Here is an 18,382-nt window from a genome sequence, read left to right as displayed (position 1 = left end):
AATCAGGGGGAGTTATATCCAATTTCTTATTTTTCTCTTGACTGGTTTTTAGGGTCACTGAACCGGAGAGGCTGACGCAACCCGTCTGGAGGTTCGTGAGTAGGGGTCATTCTGAATGTACACTACTCCACATGATCCCGATGGGTTAGGGGTTAGGGGGAATACATCACTCGCCTCATGCACCCTGGTAGATTTGCCCCTTGAGTTGCATCCTGATGGAAAAATTGATGAGGGCGATCGCCCCACGCAGGGGTCGAAATTATTGGGAATAATGACGATATTCTAATGGCAACCGTCGGATCCTGCATGAGAAATTTCACCGATTCTGAATCGCGGTCCTTCGTTCCGGTTTCACTGAGCGTTTCCTGGGACGGAAATTTCCCGTCTTAAGCGGTCCCCCTTGGACGGATATTGGTGGGCCGAAAAGACCCCAGTTCAGGTTCTCCCCTCCACAATTGGCTGAGGCATCCTGTTCAACGGTAAGGGAAGATTGAGCGGATCTAGGCTAGATTGGGTCTTTAGAAATAACAGGTAATTCGAGGAATGCTGTTAAAGGGTAACGGAAGGTTGAGCGGATCTAGGCTAGATTGGGTCTTTAGAAATAACAGGTAATTCAATGATGAATTCACATCCCCCCCCGGGTAGATTTTGAAAAGTCAAGCGGCCATGATGTCGGTCTACGATAATTTTATAGGCGATCGATAAGCCTAATCCTTTGCCACTCCCCACAGGTTTTGTGGTAAAAAACGGGTCGAAAATTTTGGTTTGATATTGGGGGAGAATGCCGCAACCTGTATCCCCAATCCGAATTTGCACCCACTCTCCCGGAGGGAGATTAGGGGTTTGAGAGGGAAGGAGGGTATCCGAGGAGAGATGAGCTTGAGTAATCACTGCCGTGGTGATAGTAATTTGGCGATCGCCTAAAGGATTCCCCGGGAAACTAACTGCATTGCCACCCCCATCAAACCCGTCAATGGCATCGATCGCATTTGAAAACAAATTCATAAACACCTGATTGAGTTGTCCCGGATAGCAACATAATCGGGGAATAGAACCATAGCATTTAATCACCTCAATATCATGGAGACGATGGGCTAATAAAATCAGGCTACTATCAATCCCTTCATGAAGATTAACCCATTTTAATTCGGCTTCATCTAAGCGAGAAAAATTGCGTAAAGTCAGAACAATTTGACGCACCCGTTCAGAGCCTTCCCTCATGGAGTGGAGGATTTTTGGTAAATCCGTCTGAATAAAATCTATATCAATTTGGGCTTCAAATTCAGCAATAGATTGGGGAACGGGGTGAAAGTGTTCACGATACCGGCCTAGGAGTTGTACAATTTCGTCTGTGTAATTGGCAATGTGAGGAAGATTGCCATAAATGAAATTAATCGGATTATTAATTTCATGGGCAACCCCGGCCACCAATTGACCTAAGCTTGACATTTTTTCGCTTTGAACCAGTTGGAACTGAGTGTCATGAAGGGAAGCAATTAACTCAGTTTTTTCATCCAGTGCTTTCTCCAGTTGTTTAGCTTGCGATCGCGCTTGGCGAGCTTGCTCCTGGGTGCGTTGATATAACTGCGCCTGAGTAATCGCGATTCCCAGGTGCAAGGAAACCGATTCCATCACGGAAATTTCATCTTCATGCCAATCGTAAGACTGGGGTTTGATAGCCGAAATATGACCTAACAAACTTTCTCGATGCCAAATTGGAACGCTTAATAAACTGCCGATTTGGAGTTGTTGAAACAAGGCGCGATCGCGTTCCCCAAACTCCGAATCTTGCGTATTGGCGATGGCAGTAACCTCTTGTCCCAGCAAACTCTGAGTCAACCCTGACTCAAACTGAAATAGCTTGATTTCCATCCCTACACGCAGGGGATGTTCACTGAGAAAGAGAGCTTGACTGGGGCGACAGACTCGATGAGTAACTCGCAGCGATCGGCACAGGTGATGGATGCTTTCTATTAAAGAAGTCGGTATCGAAAATAATATCAAATCGGCTTGGGTGAGGGTTAATAACTCAGATAAGGCCGTCTCAATCGTGCGATCGAGATTTAAAGAGGTACGAATTCGTCCGGCAATTCGGTTAAGAACTTGTTCCCGTTGGGCGTGTTTTTTGGCTTGGATATAATGCCTTGTATTCCCTAGGGCGACTGCTCCCTGTTGTGCCACCATTTCAGCAAATTTTATTTCTGATGGTTGCCACACATGAGAAACCCCGGCATAACTCAAATAAACCGTGGCGATCGCTTCATTTTGGTAGAGGATGGGCACCATCAATGTAGACTGTAACCCGGCACAAAGCAGTAGCAAGCGCTCTACCTCGGGCCTCACCGCCGTTTCTATATCCCTAACCAACCACGGACTTTGCTGCGATCGGAAGGTATTCCAAGCTTTTAATGCTTCTACGGACAAGGGGAGTGCGATCTCTTGAGGGCGAAAGGATAACTCTAGGGGTTCCCCCTGGCGATGATAAACTGCAATCTCCATCAAGGTTTGTCCCTGGAAATCATGCAAGATTAACCCCGCCGAGTCTGCCTCAAAGACATCACACATTTGCTGGACGATCGCCCGATAAACCTCAGTTTCATTCAGGGACCCGTGAATTGCCTTAGCGATCGCATTTAAACGCTGTGTGGATAGAACTTGTTCTCCCTCCCCGGGCAGTTGTTCAGCGCGATCGGGATTTTTTTCCGAGAGATTCCGGGGTGCTTGTCGGGATTTCAGTGTTCCAGGAGTTGCCTTAAAAAATGGAAAATTTTCGGCTTCATGGTTCCCCTCATCCGCTGTATTTTTATTCCCACAGAGCAAAGTAGAAAGCTCCTCTGGGGAGGATGGTCTTTGTTCAAAACAAAGTTGCTTAACTTTAGCAACTGTCCCTCGGTCTATTTGGCCCAAAAACTCTAAACAATCCAGCCAACCGGCAGTCCAGGCGGCATTTTCAGCCTCGTTACTCCCTAAATGTAAGTGGGTTTGTCGCCCCAGGAGTTCGGCGATCGCCACTTGTGGCGATGTTCGGTTCGTAGAAGCGACTTCATGGGGGTCAACCGGAAAAATATCTGCATTCATCAGAATTTTACCTCATGTTATCATTCATAATGATTATTTATGTTCTTATGCTTTTTGTCCACTTCATACTAATGTTAGCTGGGAACCCCCTCATCACGTTATGTTATAAGAGGAGAGGGTTCCCTTCCGGTCAAAACCAATCCGTTTCAAACCCCTTTAATGTGAACTCCTCGTGAACTCCTCTTTCACGTCCCCAACCCACCCCCATCCCCCTGCCTCTGAGCCATCCTCGGGAGGTGCATCTCGCTTTTTCATCCGGGCCGCCCAAGCCAAAGATCTCAGCAGCCTCGCGGAAATTTTGGTCGATAGCTTTCATTCTCGCGAAGGACTAGGCGGTTGGCTGTACCCGATCTTGCGCCTTGGCATTCATGAAGATTTGCGAGCGCGACTGCGCTCAAACTCGTGCCATTGTATCTGCTTAGTAGCTGTCGCTCCCCAAGGGGAACCGCCCTGTGGTTATGAATCCGCCCTCGACTCCCCATCCGGCAATTGCGAGATTGTTGGGACCGTCGAAATGGCCTTGCGCTGTATCAACCCTTGGACCTTGGGAATGACCCAGTTTCCTTACTTGTCCAATTTAGCCATTGGTGCCCCTTATCGCCGCCAGGGGGGAGCTAGTCAATTGCTGCAAGCTTGCGAAGGGATCGCCCTGGATTGGGGATTCCAGGACCTTTACCTGCACGTTCTCGAAAATAACCGACCGGCAAGACGACTTTATTACAAAGAAGGCTATCGAATTCACTCCATTGAGTCGGGGTGGAGTCCGTGGTGTTTCGGGCAACCCAAACGCATCCTCTTACACAAGGCACTGACTCGCCGGTAAGTCCGGGCGATCGCCTCCTCTAATATGCCCGTTCAGGGGAGGGAAGACACAGCGGGTTTTTCCCCAAATCTATCCCGATTACCAACAAATCGGGGCAGAAAACCGGGTTTAATCTCCTACAGATTGAATCCTGTACCAAAGTCCTAGCAACTGAACTCCTTCTTTTTGCCAAGGAGCGATCGGTCTTTAATTTCCTAATTTTCAATTGACCTGGCCATCCAAACTGACCGGGTTTATCTCCCTTAAACGGCGCTCCCCGGCCTGTTTGGAAGAAGGAAACCGCTGCTTTTAAACCCCTGGAGATTTTTGAAAGACTTGAGGCCGGTTTTTTTATTAAAAAGCGCGTTTACCTGTCTAATCAGGGAATGATAAACAAGAGCAAAAATTTATTCCTTAAATTTGGGGACTTTTCTAACCCCATCTTGTAGTCATGAGTTGCCCGGTTTAGATGTAGTGATTTTCGGCATGAGAAGGGAACCCTCAAATGACTCAACACCAACATGAGGACCGGAACCAAAATACAGAGGCCCCAGGAACTCACTCCTCGGGTCCCATTCCCTCGGACTGTCCCGATCGCCCTCCATTCAAAGGCGAGACGGGCAATCCTTCTCGTGCCTTGATTAAATACGCTCATAGTGCTCAAATCTTGACTCAACTCAATAGCGGCCAACTGTTTGTCGTAGACAGTCGTCGGCGCTGTGGATTGATTGTTTACAAGCGCTTTCATGCGGAGTTCGTGGGTCCGGGGGCCGCAGTCGGGGGCATTTTTGATATTGAGTGTCAGCAGACTATTCCCGTGGGGGATCTGGTGTTGCTCTATCCGGAAAGCTACGAAGAACGGCAAAAGGCATTTGCCATTCGCCGCCATTGGATTAGAGTAATGGAACAGCTTACGATCCAGCCGATGCCATTGCACCGGACCCAAATGCTGCTGACTCAGTTTCAGCATTATTTTGATCGCGAAACCGTGATCCGACTCCCGGATGAGGCGATCGCCCGATTAGTTGGGGTCCTCCCTCAAACCGTGGGGACCATCCGCCGCTTAGAACAAAAGTCCCCGGTTAAGGTCGCTGCACTCTAAGGCATCGTTACAGTAGGGGTGAGCAACCGGGTTTTTTGACCAATTTTCTGCCAATCCACAGCAAATTTAGGCTAAAAACCCGGTTTCTTGTCCCTAGGCTCTGCATTTTGGGCAGTCTAATCCCCGAAGTTGAATTCCTGCAAGCGGGACAAAGTGCGTTGATTTTCCTCCGGTGTGCCCAGGGTAATTCTTAAACCGCCCCCAGTGTGACGAATCAGGGTCCCTTGAGCCTTGAGTTCCTCGGTGATGCGAGTCAGGGTTGGACCGATCGCCTCTAAGTCCTGGAGATTCGGGCGCAGGTAAATAAAGTTAGCTGCACTCGGCCACAGCAGAAATTTTTGCAAGGGTTGCAATTGTTCCCAGAAGCGATCGCGCTCAGTTAAAATTTCAGGAATGGTACTCAGGAGTTCCTGACGATGGGCGATCGCCATTGATGCGGCAATCTGGGAGAATGCCGGAAGATTGTACGGCAGACGGACTTTTTCCAGGGTCGCCGTGAGTTCCGGATGGGCGATCGCATATCCCACCCGCAGGGCCGCCAAGCGAAAGGCTTTGGAAAAGGTCCGCATCACCACCCAATTTGGATGCTGGAGTAACTCACTCACCACACTGGTCTGACTAAATTCAAAATACGCCTCATCGATCGCCACCAAAATATTCGGCGGCAAACTGCGGATCCAATCCAGTTCAGCAGGGGTTAAAGCATTGGCCGTGGGGGAGTTAGGATGGACCACAAAGACCACCCGAATCGGGGGATTTTGGGTATTAGCGACTGCCGCCTGTGCCGCTGGGATGTCGATTTCAAAGTTCGTTTCGTTGCGCCCGACTTCCACCACCGGAATGCCCAGGGTTTGGGCTAAAATCCCATACATGGAGAAGGTGGGATGGGCGACCAAAACAGACCCTTCACCCCCCAGACAGGTGGCAATGAGTAAAGAGCGAATCAGTTCGTCAGAACCATTGCCGAGGGAAATATGGGTGGCGGCGATGGGGGAATCAGGGAGTTCGGCTGATTCGTTGACATATTCGGCGATCGCTTGCTTTAAGGGGGCATGACTCCCGTCAGGATAGCGATTCGTTTCAATCTCCTGTTGATAGGTCCAGGCCAACTTTTCTTTGAGGGCCGCAGGCAAGTCGTATGGACTTTCATTGGTATCTACCCGATCAATTTGGGCAGGTTTCCCCCCAGGGGAATCGATAGCGCCCCCCGGGTGGGGAGTATAAGCAATCAGTTGAGCCAGATCTGAGCGAATAAAACTCAGCATAGAATTGTAGAACCATTACAAAGCCGCAATTGGGTGACAAGCACCGCTGTCTTTAGTATGGGTGTTTGGGTAAACTTCGGGCAATAGGCTTTTTTGCAGCCCGGGTGTTTTGGGGGTGAGAAGGGGGCAGTTGAGGCGATCGCCCGCCCTGGGGGGCTCCCATCGGGGTTGTTGTAAAATTTCAGGGCATCAATCGGTTAGGGCAAAGGGTATGGAATCATTTTGTCGGTCACAATCCTTGCATAAATACTCTAAAATATTCAGGAAATAGCAAAAGGCTATTCTGTGAGTATCTAGGGTTGTGGATCCGGTCTACTCAACCGGGACTTGGCTGACCCTGATCAAGACAAAACAGGTTGGAGTGGACTACTTCGGAGGCAGCCCGGTTAACCCCCTGATTTTCCCTCCGTTAGTTATGTTATTGTGAACGTTGACAATTTCGACAAATGCAAGTACGCGAGACGGGGACTGATTGTGGAAAAAATTAAACTAGCGATCGTAGGCGTTGGTAACTGTGCTAGCTCCTTGGTACAGGGAATTTACTTTTATAAAGATAAGACTTCTGAAGAAGCGATCGGGTTAATGCATTGGGATATTGGCGGTTATAAACCGAACGATATCGATGTAGTCGCGGCTTTCGATATCGACCGTCGAAAAGTCGGGCAAGATGTCTCTCAAGCTATCTTTGCTGAACCCAATTGTACAACGGTTTTTTGCGAAGATATTCCCGAAATTGGCACAAAAGTCAGCATGGGAAGAATCTTAGATGGGGTCTCTGAACATTTAGTCAATTATGAAGACAAATATACCTTCATCCCCAGCGATGCCCCCGAACCAACCCGAGATGATGTCATTGCTATTTTAAAAGAATCCGGTGCTCAGGTCCTCGTAAATTATCTCCCGGTGGGGTCGGAAGAAGCGACCAGTTTTTATGCAGAATGCTGCCTAGAAGCGGGAGTAGCTTTTGTCAATTGTATTCCGGTCTTTATTGCCAGCAATCAGTTGTGGGCGGATAAATTTGAATCTCGCAATATTCCCATCGTCGGCGATGATATTAAATCCCAGCTTGGGGCGACGATTGTTCACCGGATGATTACTGACCTGGCCAAAAAAAGAGGGGTCAAAATCGAACGGACTTATCAGCTCAATACCGCAGGAAATACGGATTTCTTGAATATGTTAAATCGCACCCGCTTAAAGTCTAAAAAAGAATCGAAGACAGAAGCGGTTCAGTCAGTTTGTGAAACTAGACTGGAGGATGAGGATATTCATGTGGGACCGAGTGATTACGTCCCCTGGCAGAAAGATAATAAAGTCTGTTTTATTCGCGTCGAGGGTAAACTCTTCGGAGATGTGCCCATGAACATTGAAATGCGCCTGTCTGTGGAGGATTCGCCGAACTCCGCTGGGGTGGCGATCGACGCGATTCGTTGCTGCAAATTGGCTCTCGATCGCGGTAAAGGGGGCGTACTGTTTTCCCCCTCTTCCTATTTCATGAAGCATCCTCCCAAGCAATATCCCGATGGTGATGCCTACCGGATGACGGAAGAGTTTATTAACGGATTTAGAGAGTATTAATCAACTTTTTATCGCCTCATTCTTGACGAGTGAGGCGATAATTTTTGAAAAAAATCAGCTAGATTAATCCTCAATCTTTCCCTTTCCGGTCTTCCCCCAAGCTTGTCTAAATTGTCGAATGTTTGATGTTTGTGTAATCGGTCATGTGACCCAGGACCGGATTAAAATTGATGGAAAAATTGTCCAAAAAATGGCCGGAGGAACGGCAATTTATACCGCCATTGCCTTAAAAACCTTGGGGTTAAAGGTGGCGGTATTAACTAAAACTTCTCGCCCAGACCGGATTCATCTGTTAGAAGAATTAAAAAATCGGGGCATTACGGTCTTTTGGATTGAAAGCCCCGAAACCACCCAGTTTGAGAATAGTTATCAACGCGATCGCCTGGATAGTCGCCTACAAAAAGTCCAGGCTGTTGCTTCCCCTTTCACTCCCTCAGACTTAGACCAAATTCAATCCCGCATCTTTCATCTAGGTGCACTCACTAATCAGGAGATGCCGCTAGAATTTCTACAAGCAGTCTTCGCCACCAAAGCTTTAATTTCTTTAGATGGACAAGGATTTTTACGGCAAGTCATTCATCAAACGGTCCAGGCAACCGACTGGACCGAAAAACGACCCGGACTGGCTGGAGTAGATATTTTGAAAGTGGATATCCAAGAGGCACAACTGCTATCGGGAAAAACAGCCATAGAACCAGCAGCGATCGCCCTGAATCAAGGGGGAGTTCGAGAAGTCTTAATCACCGCAGGTTCTCAAGGATCTTGGGTTTATCAATCCGGTAATCTGGAGCAAATTCCGGCCTTTGCACCCACTACCTCCGTCGATCCAACCGGCTGCGGAGATACCTACATCGCTGGTTATTTATATTCTCGATTAACCGGAGAACCCAGTCCTCTTGCTGCCCGTTTTGCTGCCCAAGTTGCCACTCGCAAACTCGAAAATTTCGGTCCCCTGCGGGAGTGGCAAACTCCCAAATTAATCCCCGGTTAAAAATATTGGGGAGACTAACAAAGCGACAGATTAGCTGATCTGTCGCTTTGGTTTCCTGAAATCTTATGAAACCCCCATTCCTGATGAATCCTCCACCGGATGGGTGACCCGATAAACATGGATAATCCGTTGTAAACTGGTCAATAAACTGGCGATCGCCAGGACCGACAACGCCACAGGCAACTGATCCACAATTAACCCCGCCGCCATCACAATCACCCGAGGGAGTCGCGGAAACCACCCCACCTTGCACTCAATTTTCAATCCTTCCGCCCGAGCACGAGTATAACTGACCATCTGGGAACCCAGCAGGGCCAACAAACAAATTGGAATCGAGGGATATTCTTGACGGTGGATCAATAAAATTGTGATGCCAATTAAGATCGCCCCTTCGGAAAATCGGTCTAAGACAGAATCAAAAAATGCCCCAAATGCATTCTGTTGATTGAGTAATCGGGCGACAGTCCCATCGATCGCATCTAGAGGCATGGCGATCAATCCCATTAACAATCCCCCCCACAACGGTTGATTATTGGCGATTACCCCTGCCGCCAGAATATTTAACAACAAACTCAATAGTGTAATCGTATTGGCAGAAATGCCCAGTTTTGCAATCCCCTTGGCAATGGGTTCAACGATAAATTGCGTGCGATCGCGCGCCCAAGTCTCCACAACTACTTACCCTTTAGACTGAATTTTGATTTAGCTATAGTAACCTTCCCAACCAAATTCCCGCCAAAACGGGGACGGATAAACCAACACCCCTTGCCAGGGTAAGTTTTTTACCCTTAAGAGCACCTCTTGTCCCCTCCCCAAGAATCAGGGGAGGGGACCGGAAGTAAAAAACCTCCTCTTGTAAGTAACCCCCACCCCCTCCAATCAAAACCGATCGGGTTTACCCTAGATACTTGACTCAACCCTCAAACCGGATCATGACTCAGACGAATCCGATTGTTTCTGCCGAATGGCTATTCCAACACCTAGACGATCCGCAAATTGCGATCGCCGATTGTCGCTTTTCCCTCGCCGATCCTGAACTGGGACAACAACAGTACCTCCATAACCATATTCCCGGTGCTCACTATCTGCACCTGAATCGCGATTTATCTTCCCCAGTCCAACGACATGGGGGACGACATCCCCTCCCCGATCCTGAAGTATTCGCCCAAAAATTAGGGGCAATCGGGGTCACCTCTCCAGATGTCTTACTCGTGGTTTATGACGATTCCCGATTTGCCTTTGCTGCGAGACTCTGGTGGTTACTGCGCTATCTGGGACACGATCGCGTTGCCATATTAGAAGGCGGATTTAAAGGGTGGCAAGCTGGAGGATATCCCCTCACCGATGCCATTCCCAGACCCAGCGAAGGTATCTTTATCCCCCAAATCCGCCGCGATCGCGTGGTAGATATCGAAACGGTGAAAACCCGGTCCCCCTTGCCCGAAGTCGCCCTCATCGACTCCCGAGAGCGCGATCGCTACCTCGGCAACCATGAACCCATCGACCCGATCGCCGGACACATTCCCGGTGCACTTAACTATCCCTGGCAAGAAGTCACCGACGAGAATGCCCGAGTCAGACCCCTTCAGGACCAAGTGCAACGCTGGGCTGATATTGCCGGTTCTGATGAAATTATCGTCTATTGCGGGTCCGGGGTCACCGCCTGCGTGAATCTCCTCTCCCTGGAAATGGCAGGCATCCCCAACGCCAAACTCTACGCCGGAAGTTGGAGTGATTGGTGTTCCTATCAGGTTGAAGACTAAGGGAACTCCATAAAATAAAATATCCAAAAAACCCGCAGCGTCCAGCCTGGGGCTATACGGACGAAGCCCGCCTGCGCGGGCTAGTAGAGTCTTGTTAGCTGCTTAACCATTGCATTTGGATGATTTATTTTTTGGAAAACCTTAATACCAAATCTCGTTCTAAAAGACCTACTTTCCTCTTGAGCCCGCGCAGGCGGGCTTCGTCCGTATAGCCTCCGGGCTTCAGCCTGCCGGTTTTTATTGTCTTCAGCCCGCGCAGGCGGGCTTTGGTAGTATAGCCCCACCCTTTCCTTACGGAACGCTACGCGAACAGGGTGCGGGCTTTGGCGTGAACTCACCCGCCCTCTGGTTTCTTGCACCAGTCCATGTCAAAATCAAGCTAAATTAGCCTCAAAACTGAACTGAATTATGACCATGATTCCTGCTTTAGACCGTGCTTTTCAACAAGGACGCGCCTTAAAAATTATCACTGGATTGACCAACTTTGACGCCTATAAGGTTGCTACCGTGGTTCGGGCCGCCGATCGCGGGGGTGCGACTTTCCTCGATATTGCTGCGGATCCGGCTTTAGTCAAATTAGCCAAACAGTTGACCACTTTACCCATTTGTGTGTCTGCGGTTGAACCCGAAAAATTTCTGCCTTGTGTAGAAGCTGGTGCAGATTTAATCGAAATTGGTAACTTTGATGCCTTCTATGCAATGGGTCGGCGCTTTGAAGCTGCTGAAGTGCTGCAACTGACTCGGGAAACCCGCGCCTTACTGCCGAATATCGTGCTGTCTGTCACCGTTCCCCATATTTTGGAGTTAGATCAGCAAGTGGATCTGGCTGAGGAATTGGTGAAAGCCGGTGCAGATATTATCCAAACCGAAGGCGGCACCAGCAGCAATCCTGTGCACCCTGGCATCTTAGGGGCGATCGAAAAAGCAGCACCCACCTTGGCTGCTGCCTCCGCCATTTCCCGGGCAGTTGCTGTGCCGGTTCTGTGCGCCTCGGGGATTTCCACCATCACGGCACCGATGGCGATCGCCGCTGGGGCCGCTGGGGTGGGCGTTGGTTCAGCGATTAACCGTCTGGATAATGAACTCGCGGCGATCGCTGCAGTGAAGAGTCTAGTTGAAGCCTTATCCACCGTTAGCCGTTCCACCATCCACGCCTAATCCTCGATTAAGTCGGGTTAGTTGCTCTAACTTTAACTCTTGAAGAAACGACTGAAGTCGTTACTACAAACCTCGGATAACGACTAAAGTCGTTTCTTTCGTTCGTAGTAACGACTTTAGTCTTTATCCCCGTCTGCCCTAAAAAATAGCGACTACAGTTCTTTTGCGTTACAACTGAGTTAAAACAACAGCTTGATCGGTTTGAAATGTCAAACCCTTTACATTTAAAATCCGGCCCATGCTTACCGAGTCGTCTTTCGCCCCCATCCCGCCACCCATGAACCCCATTCCCTTGACTCGCCCTCGGTTCGGATCCCTGGGAAAATTTCGCCTTCGCACGGTTCTGGTGGTTCCGTTTATTATTCCCGTCTTGATCTCAACCGGACTGGTGGGGTGGCTGTCATTTCGCAGTGGACAGCGAACGGTGAATGAACTTGCTAGTCAACTGCGGGGGGAAATTGCTCAGCGTGTGCAAGAAGAGGTGCAGCGTTATTTAGACCGACCCTTTATGGTGCATCACCTAAACGCCCAAGTGTTTCGCCAAAATGGAATTGACCGAGAGGACCCCGACGTGCTGCTGGAGTATTTTTGGGAACAAACTCGGGAGTTTTTGGACCTGGGGACGATCGCCTATGCTAATGAACGGGGGGAGTTTGTCGGAGTCAACCCTTTAGAACATTATCTAGTGTTATCCAATGAACAAACCGGGAGGAGTTTGCAGCGTTATGCTCCCGGGGATGACGGGAAACCGAGGGAATTGCTCCGGGAACGTCCTAACTATGATTCCCGAACTCGCCCTTGGTATCAACAGGCGGTGAGGGCGGGCGGGCCGATTTGGACCGGGATTGAGCCTAGTGCGATCGGGCAACGGCTGGATATTTCTGCGGTGTATCCGGTTTATGACCGCGATCGCCGTTTCCTGGGAGTGCTGTTATGGGATATCCCCGTCTCAGGAATTAACCAGTTTTTAGAAAGCCTCAAGATCGGCAAAACTGGAGAGGCATTTATTCTGGAACGCAATGGTTTACTGGTTGCCACCTCGACGCGAACCGCCACTTTGATTCCGGGACGCAATGGAGAGGAACCTCAACGTCTGCCTGCCACCGAAAGTCAAAATCCGCGCTTAAATGCAGCCCTCAATGCCTTAATAGCTGAGTTTGGGTCTTTGGAGAATATTAAGCAATCCCAGGGGGTGGAATTTTTCGTCGAAGGCGCAAGGCACTTTCTGCAAGTGATGCCGTTTCAGGACGATCGCGGGATTGATTGGCTGATTTTAGTGGGGATACCGGAAGCGGATTTCATGGAGGAAATTCATGAAAATATTCAGCAGACGGTGGTGCTCTGTTTGCTGGCTCTGACGGTCTCGATTTCCTGTGGGGTGGCGATCGCTCAATGGATTTTACAGCCCATTCTGCGGGTGACGCGCTCATCGGAACAAATTGCCAACGGCCAACTCGATCGCCCTGTTTATGCCCGAGGTATTATTGAACTCGAAAAACTGGCGGATTCTTTTAACCAGATGCTCGCTCAGCTTAAAGCCTCCTTTAGTGCTTTAGAACAGGCGAACCAGGACCTGACCCATCATGAACAAGAATTAGCCGCCTCTAAAGAACAGCTTGAGGCGGTTTTAAATGCAGTTCCCGGTTCTATTTCTTGGGTTAATTCCACTGGAACTTATCTTGGGGTGAACCGTTATTTGGCCGATAGCTTAAATTTAGAGCCGGAAGACATGGTAGGGCGAAAAATTGGGTTTGCCCAAAATAGTCATGAGTATGCTGACTTTATGCAGCAGTTTCTCAACAGTTCAGCCCTCTGTGCATCCCAGGAAATTCGCCTGGTAGTTCAGGGTAAGCCCCGGTATTACTTAATGGTGGTGCAGAAATATCAGCAAGGGACGGCAACAGTATCTGTGGGAATTGATATTAGCGAATGGCGCTATGCTCAACAAGAGAGTGAGAAGCTCAAAGGGGAAAATATCCGGATGAGTGCTGAACTGGAAGTGACGCAACAACTTCAAAAAATGCTGTTACCCCAACCCGAGGAATTAACCGCCCTTGAGGGGTTAGAAATTGCGGCTTTTATGGAAAGCGCGGAGGAAGTGGGGGGAGACTATTATGATGTGCTGAATTATGATGGGGTGGGGACGATCGCGATCGGTGATGTCACGGGACATGGACTTGAAAGCGGGATCCTCATGGTCATGACTCAAACCGCAGTTCGCACCCTCAAAGAGAGTCGCGAAACAGACCCCATGATGTTTTTAGACACCCTCAACCGCACGATTTATCACAACGTCCAGCGCATGAAGACCGATAAAAATCTCACTTTAGCTGTGTTAAACTATAATCAGGGCCAAGTGAGTATTAGCGGACAACATGAGGATATTCTGGTGATCCGTGCCGATGGTCGCATTGAGCGGGTGGATACAATGGATTTAGGGCTACCCATCGGGTTAGATGAAGACATTACGGAGTTTATTGGTCAGGTTTGTGTGGAACTCAAGGCAGGAGATGGCATTGTTCTTTATACCGATGGAATTACGGAAGCCCAGAATAGGGAAAAGCAACGATATGGAGTGAATCAATTGTGTGACATCATCACTCAGCATTGGCACCAATCCGTCGAGGAGATTCAACAAGCGGCGATCGCGGATGTCCGAGAGTACATGGATGGTCAAAAAATGCTGGATGATATGACTTTGGTCGTCATCAAACAAAAATAGGTTAGACAAGGAGTTCAGACGGTCATGAAGGAAATAATATTTGGAGACTATCTTCACGATTTACCTCCCGGGCATGATTATTTAGATCTTGGCTTTTCCGCTAACTCTCGCCCCATTAAAAACCGCTGGCGAAATAATTTACTTTCGGCTTATTTTGTAGCGGATTATCTGGCTACCTTTTTACCCATTGACGATGATGACCCACAGGCTAAGCGTCGCCAACAAGACTACAAGGGTTCGGTTAGCTATGTGGCCAATGAACTATTAGAAAATACCATGAAATTTCATAGTCCCTCGGATGAATATCCGGTGAGATTTGGAATCCATTTTATTGAAGAGCCAGAAAAGACAATTGTGTTAATGTCCAGGAATACGGTTACCCTCGAAGCAGGCGATCGCTTTCAAGCCTTTATTCAGGAACTGCTCTCCTCGGACCCCCAAGAGTTATATATAAAACGCATGGAAGAAAACAATGAGGATTCAGGACTGGGATTTCTGACCATGATTATTGACTACTCGGCAAAATTAGGTTGGAAATTTGAACCGATACCCGAGCATCCCCAACTCTTTTTGGCTACCACCCTTGTTCAATTGGTGTTATAACTTTATGATTTGGATTTTAACTGTAATTATTCCAGTTGAGGTAAACTTTAACCAGAGCACCTGCTCCGGAGGCAATAGAATATGAATTCTCAAGAAATCAAAGGTGAAGACTACAGCGTACAGTACATTCCAGAATCCGTTACGGTTAAAATTCAAGGGGAACTCAGTCTCACCGGCTCAGCGGATTATGCTCCGATCGCCCAGTTATTGAATGAGATTGCTGAACTTAATCCCCCCACTATTACCTTAGACGTTACAAAGCTGGAGTTTCTGAATAGTTCGGGAATTAGTATGCTCTCTAAGTTTGCTATTTCTATGCGAAAAAAGACTCAGGTTCAACTGGCTGTAGTCGGTTCCGATGAAATTGCTTGGCAACGAAAGTCCCTGCAAAATTTATTGAAGCTGTGTCCTAACTTACAGTTAACCCTAGAATAACCTCTATAATACCCTCAGCCTTGATGTCCAAAAGTTCAAAGAACAAAGCCCGCTAAAGCGGGCTTTGTTTTTTAGAATGGGTCAAATTCGGATGCACCCGACTGGATGGAAACTCGCCGCCTTATTTGGTTTTCGCTTCCAAATGTTCCAACCGACTGCGAAGTTCCTGGTTTTCTTTCTTAATCTGGTCGAGTTCTTGGCGTAATTGCTTCACCGCTTTATCGGACCCGATATTTTTCTCAACCTTGGAAATCGCTTCTTCGGCAACGCGACGAACGCGGCCATCGGGAGTGGAATCGGCTAAACTTTGTAGAATCCCGATCGCTTTGGGTGTCTCCATTTGTCCCAAGGCGGAGGCAACTGCAACTTGCGTCAGGAAAAAGGTTTCTGCCGATAAGTCCGAAAGACGGTCCAAAATTCGCTCTAAGCTGCCTGGGGTTTGACCTGTCGAAATGCCACCGAGGGCGCGAATTGCTGCTAATCGCAGGGGTTGGGGGACACCATTGGCGGTATAATCCAGAATGATATTCAGGGCATCTTCTGAGGTTTTCAGCTTGCTTAAGCCGGAAATTGCTCCACTGCGCACCACTTCATTCCATCCGGCGCGTTCATTCAAAACCTGTTGCAACCGGGCGATCGCATCCCCTTCGTCCAGCGGTTCGTTCCGTTTCCCGGCACAGATTGAGGCGATCGCTCTTGCTGCTGCTGCTTCCACATTATAACTAGCATCTCCCTCTTCCAATACTTGGGCGATCGCCTGATAGCTTTCTGGGGTTTTATGCTGTGCTAATGTCTCAACCACCGCATATCGCACCCGCGCATCTTGATCATGCAACCCAACGGTTAACTGTTCAAATGCTTGGTCCAGTTTAATCTTTCCAAGTTGTTTCGCCACCTCTAAGCGCACTCCCCAAAACTGTTCGAGTTTCAAGGCTAAACTCAGGGCTTTAACGGCTTCTAATCCGCCTTTTTTCGCCAAGGCAACAGCGGCATAAATCCGCGACACCGGGTCCGGGTCACACTGTAACTGCGCTTTCAATTCAGCGACAGGATATTCTAAATGAACCGTTTTGAGGGTGGCATTTCCCACATCAAAGCTAATATAACTCGGCTTTTCCCCAACGGCAAAGTAAAAACTCTGTTCCCGCTGATTCACTCTTACTGTAAAGGTTTTCAGGGGTTCGCCATTCTGATACCCAAATCCAATGGGAATTTTTAGGTCAAATAACTCTTTCTCATTCCCTTTTTCTCCGGTGGTTTTGACATGACTTTGGATAACGGTTACTTTGGCGAGTTGGCTATCTCCATCCCAGTTGTAGGAGACTTTGTAATCGGGATGACCCCCGCGATACACATATTGGTCAAACAAGAACATCAAATTGCGACCTGTGGCCTTTTCAATGGCCCGCAGCAAGTCCACAGTTTCTACGGTTTGATGGGCGTTATCGTTGACAAAGGTATGAATTGCTTTAAAGAACAGTTCATCCCCTAACTCGGCGCGAATCATGTGATAAACGCAAGCGCCTTTTTCATACAAGTGGCGATCATAAAGCTCGATCGCCTCCCGATAAACATGAGTGACAATCGGTCGCCGATAGCGGGTTTTATCTTCATTCAAATAACTCCGCGCTTCATTCAGCAAATAATAAGCTGCATCTTCTGCACCATATTCTGCATCCGTCCATAAAACCTCGGAATAAGAAGCCATCCCTTCTTTAATCCAAGCATGAGACCAATGTTTAATCACCACCAAATCCCCAAACCACTGATGGGCGAGTTCATGGGCGACTAAACTTTCTGTGCGTTGGTTATCCAGTTGGGCGCGTTCATCCAACAAGCAGCGATCGGTCAGCAAGGTGGTTGAGGTATTTTCCATTCCCCCGAAGATAAAATCTTCGACGCAAACTTGGGCGTATTTGGGATAAGGATAAGGATAGCCAAAAGCCTGACTAAAATATTCCATCATGCGCGGGGTTTTACCCATGCTGCGACGGGCATCTTCTTCACGACCTTTTTCTACATAGTAAACCACAGGTTTGCCGTTCCATTCATCGCAAATTTCGGCAAAATCCCCCACAGCTAAAGTCATTAAATAGGTGGGATGAACTTGTTTTTGGAACCAATGATAAATTTTATCGTTGCCTTCTTCTTCCGTGGAAATCAGTTCCCCATTAGAAATGGCGAGGTAGGGTTTGGGAACCCGAACGCGAATTTCTGAGGTGGCGAGTTGTCCGGGGTAGTCAAAGCAGGGAAACCAGAAGCGGGAATCTTCATCTTCCCCTTGGGTCCAAACTTGGACGGATTTCTGGGGATAGTGGGCATCTGGGGCGATAAAATAGATGCCACGTTGGGGATGTTCAACCCCGTAGGTAACCACGAGGGTGAGGGGATGTTCTGCTTGAGTGGGTTGGGTGAGGTGAATTTCTAACCGTTCCCCATCATAATCGAAGGGTTGGGGAGTATCGCTGACGGTGACTTGCTGAATATTCAGGTTGACGGCATCTAAGGTTAGGCGATCGATGCCGGTTCTCACGGGCATGAGTCGAATGCTGCAAGTCCCTTGATAGCTTTGATTCGCCAAGTCAAGGGCCAAATCTAAGCAGATATGTTCGACTTGTCCGGGGCGATCGGGGTTGTAATGAGGTTTGGCCCCCGGTAGTTCAAAGGTTTTAGGAGCGTTGTTTTCTGTATCAAAATAAGAGTATTGGTTTGACATGGTGATGAATCTATCTTTAAGACTGAATTTGCTGCAATTGAGCTAATGAACGCTATCTTATACAGGGTAACGTTTTGCGGTGATAATCACCACCCTGGATAGATGGCAGTAGGGGTAAGCTGGGTATTGTCGCCACTAGGGGGAGGACGGTTGTTTGGGCGGGTGGCGG

At 48.5% G+C, this 18,382-nt stretch carries 14 protein-coding genes; 10 read left to right on the top strand and 4 right to left on the bottom strand.

Annotation, left to right across the window (positions count from 1 at the left end):
• Window positions 1-115 precede the first annotated feature (115 nt).
• The gene (locus NG792_RS17410) at window positions 116-286 is read left to right on the top strand and encodes a hypothetical protein (RefSeq protein ID WP_261197172.1); all 171 of its coding nucleotides are present in this window, start codon (window positions 116-118) and stop codon (window positions 284-286) included.
• 296 nt (window positions 287-582) lie between these two features.
• Here NG792_RS17410 and NG792_RS17405 read toward each other — a convergent pair whose 3' ends face one another.
• Window positions 583-3,078 carry a GAF domain-containing sensor histidine kinase gene (locus NG792_RS17405; protein WP_261236211.1) on the bottom strand — a complete coding sequence of 832 codons (2,496 nt, stop codon included), beginning with the start codon at window positions 3,076-3,078 and terminating at the stop codon, window positions 583-585.
• 172 nt (window positions 3,079-3,250) lie between these two features.
• On the opposite strand from NG792_RS17405, the gene NG792_RS17400 reads away from it, so the two are divergent.
• Window positions 3,251-3,901 (top strand): GNAT family N-acetyltransferase, encoded by a 651-nt coding sequence (locus NG792_RS17400; protein ID WP_261197170.1) that lies wholly within the window; start codon window positions 3,251-3,253, stop codon window positions 3,899-3,901.
• 484 nt (window positions 3,902-4,385) lie between these two features.
• Window positions 4,386-4,982, top strand: a complete 597-nt coding sequence (locus NG792_RS17395) for a hypothetical protein (RefSeq protein WP_261236210.1) — start codon at window positions 4,386-4,388, stop codon at window positions 4,980-4,982.
• Between the two features lie 116 nt (window positions 4,983-5,098).
• On the opposite strand, the gene NG792_RS17390 is transcribed toward NG792_RS17395, so the two are convergent.
• Window positions 5,099-6,247, bottom strand: coding sequence for a histidinol-phosphate transaminase (locus NG792_RS17390; RefSeq protein ID WP_261236209.1), 1,149 nt, complete (start codon window positions 6,245-6,247; stop codon window positions 5,099-5,101).
• 474 nt (window positions 6,248-6,721) lie between these two features.
• Between NG792_RS17390 and NG792_RS17385 the strand changes: the two genes are divergently transcribed.
• Window positions 6,722-7,825, top strand: coding sequence for an inositol-3-phosphate synthase (locus NG792_RS17385; RefSeq protein WP_261236208.1), 1,104 nt, complete (start codon window positions 6,722-6,724; stop codon window positions 7,823-7,825).
• Between the two features lie 118 nt (window positions 7,826-7,943).
• Window positions 7,944-8,816 (top strand): PfkB family carbohydrate kinase, encoded by an 873-nt coding sequence (locus NG792_RS17380; protein WP_261236207.1) that lies wholly within the window; start codon window positions 7,944-7,946, stop codon window positions 8,814-8,816.
• Between the two features lie 63 nt (window positions 8,817-8,879).
• On the opposite strand, the gene NG792_RS17375 is transcribed toward NG792_RS17380, so the two are convergent.
• Window positions 8,880-9,488 (bottom strand): CDP-alcohol phosphatidyltransferase family protein, encoded by a 609-nt coding sequence (locus NG792_RS17375; protein ID WP_261197165.1) that lies wholly within the window; start codon window positions 9,486-9,488, stop codon window positions 8,880-8,882.
• Window positions 9,489-9,748: 260 nt separating this feature from the next.
• Between NG792_RS17375 and NG792_RS17370 the strand changes: the two genes are divergently transcribed.
• From NG792_RS17370 to NG792_RS17350, 5 genes are all read left to right on the top strand, one after another.
• Complete coding sequence (locus NG792_RS17370; RefSeq protein WP_261236206.1) at window positions 9,749-10,579, top strand: sulfurtransferase; 831 nt, start codon at window positions 9,749-9,751, stop codon at window positions 10,577-10,579.
• Between the two features lie 408 nt (window positions 10,580-10,987).
• Window positions 10,988-11,737 carry a DUF561 domain-containing protein gene (locus NG792_RS17365; RefSeq protein ID WP_261197163.1) on the top strand — a complete coding sequence of 250 codons (750 nt, stop codon included), beginning with the start codon at window positions 10,988-10,990 and terminating at the stop codon, window positions 11,735-11,737.
• Between the two features lie 238 nt (window positions 11,738-11,975).
• Complete coding sequence (locus NG792_RS17360) at window positions 11,976-14,459, top strand: SpoIIE family protein phosphatase (RefSeq protein ID WP_261236205.1); 2,484 nt, start codon at window positions 11,976-11,978, stop codon at window positions 14,457-14,459.
• A gap of 24 nt (window positions 14,460-14,483) precedes the next feature.
• The gene (locus NG792_RS17355; protein WP_261197161.1) at window positions 14,484-15,062 is read left to right on the top strand and encodes a slr1658 family protein; all 579 of its coding nucleotides are present in this window, start codon (window positions 14,484-14,486) and stop codon (window positions 15,060-15,062) included.
• Between the two features lie 81 nt (window positions 15,063-15,143).
• Entirely contained in the window at window positions 15,144-15,497 is a 354-nt protein-coding gene (locus NG792_RS17350) for a slr1659 superfamily regulator (protein ID WP_261197160.1), read from the top strand.
• Between the two features lie 121 nt (window positions 15,498-15,618).
• Here the strand turns inward: NG792_RS17350 and NG792_RS17345 are convergent, their stop codons facing one another.
• On the bottom strand, window positions 15,619-18,213 hold the full coding sequence (locus NG792_RS17345; protein ID WP_261236204.1) for a M1 family metallopeptidase: 2,595 nt from the start codon (window positions 18,211-18,213) through the stop codon (window positions 15,619-15,621).
• Window positions 18,214-18,382 lie beyond the last annotated feature (169 nt).

The sequence above is a fragment of the Laspinema olomoucense D3b genome (assembly GCF_025370785.1).
Taxonomy (GTDB): Bacteria; Cyanobacteriota; Cyanobacteriia; order Cyanobacteriales; family Laspinemataceae; genus Laspinema; species Laspinema olomoucense.
The sequence above is the reverse complement of the archived record's forward strand: the minus strand, read 5'-3'. Positions and strand labels throughout refer to the sequence as shown.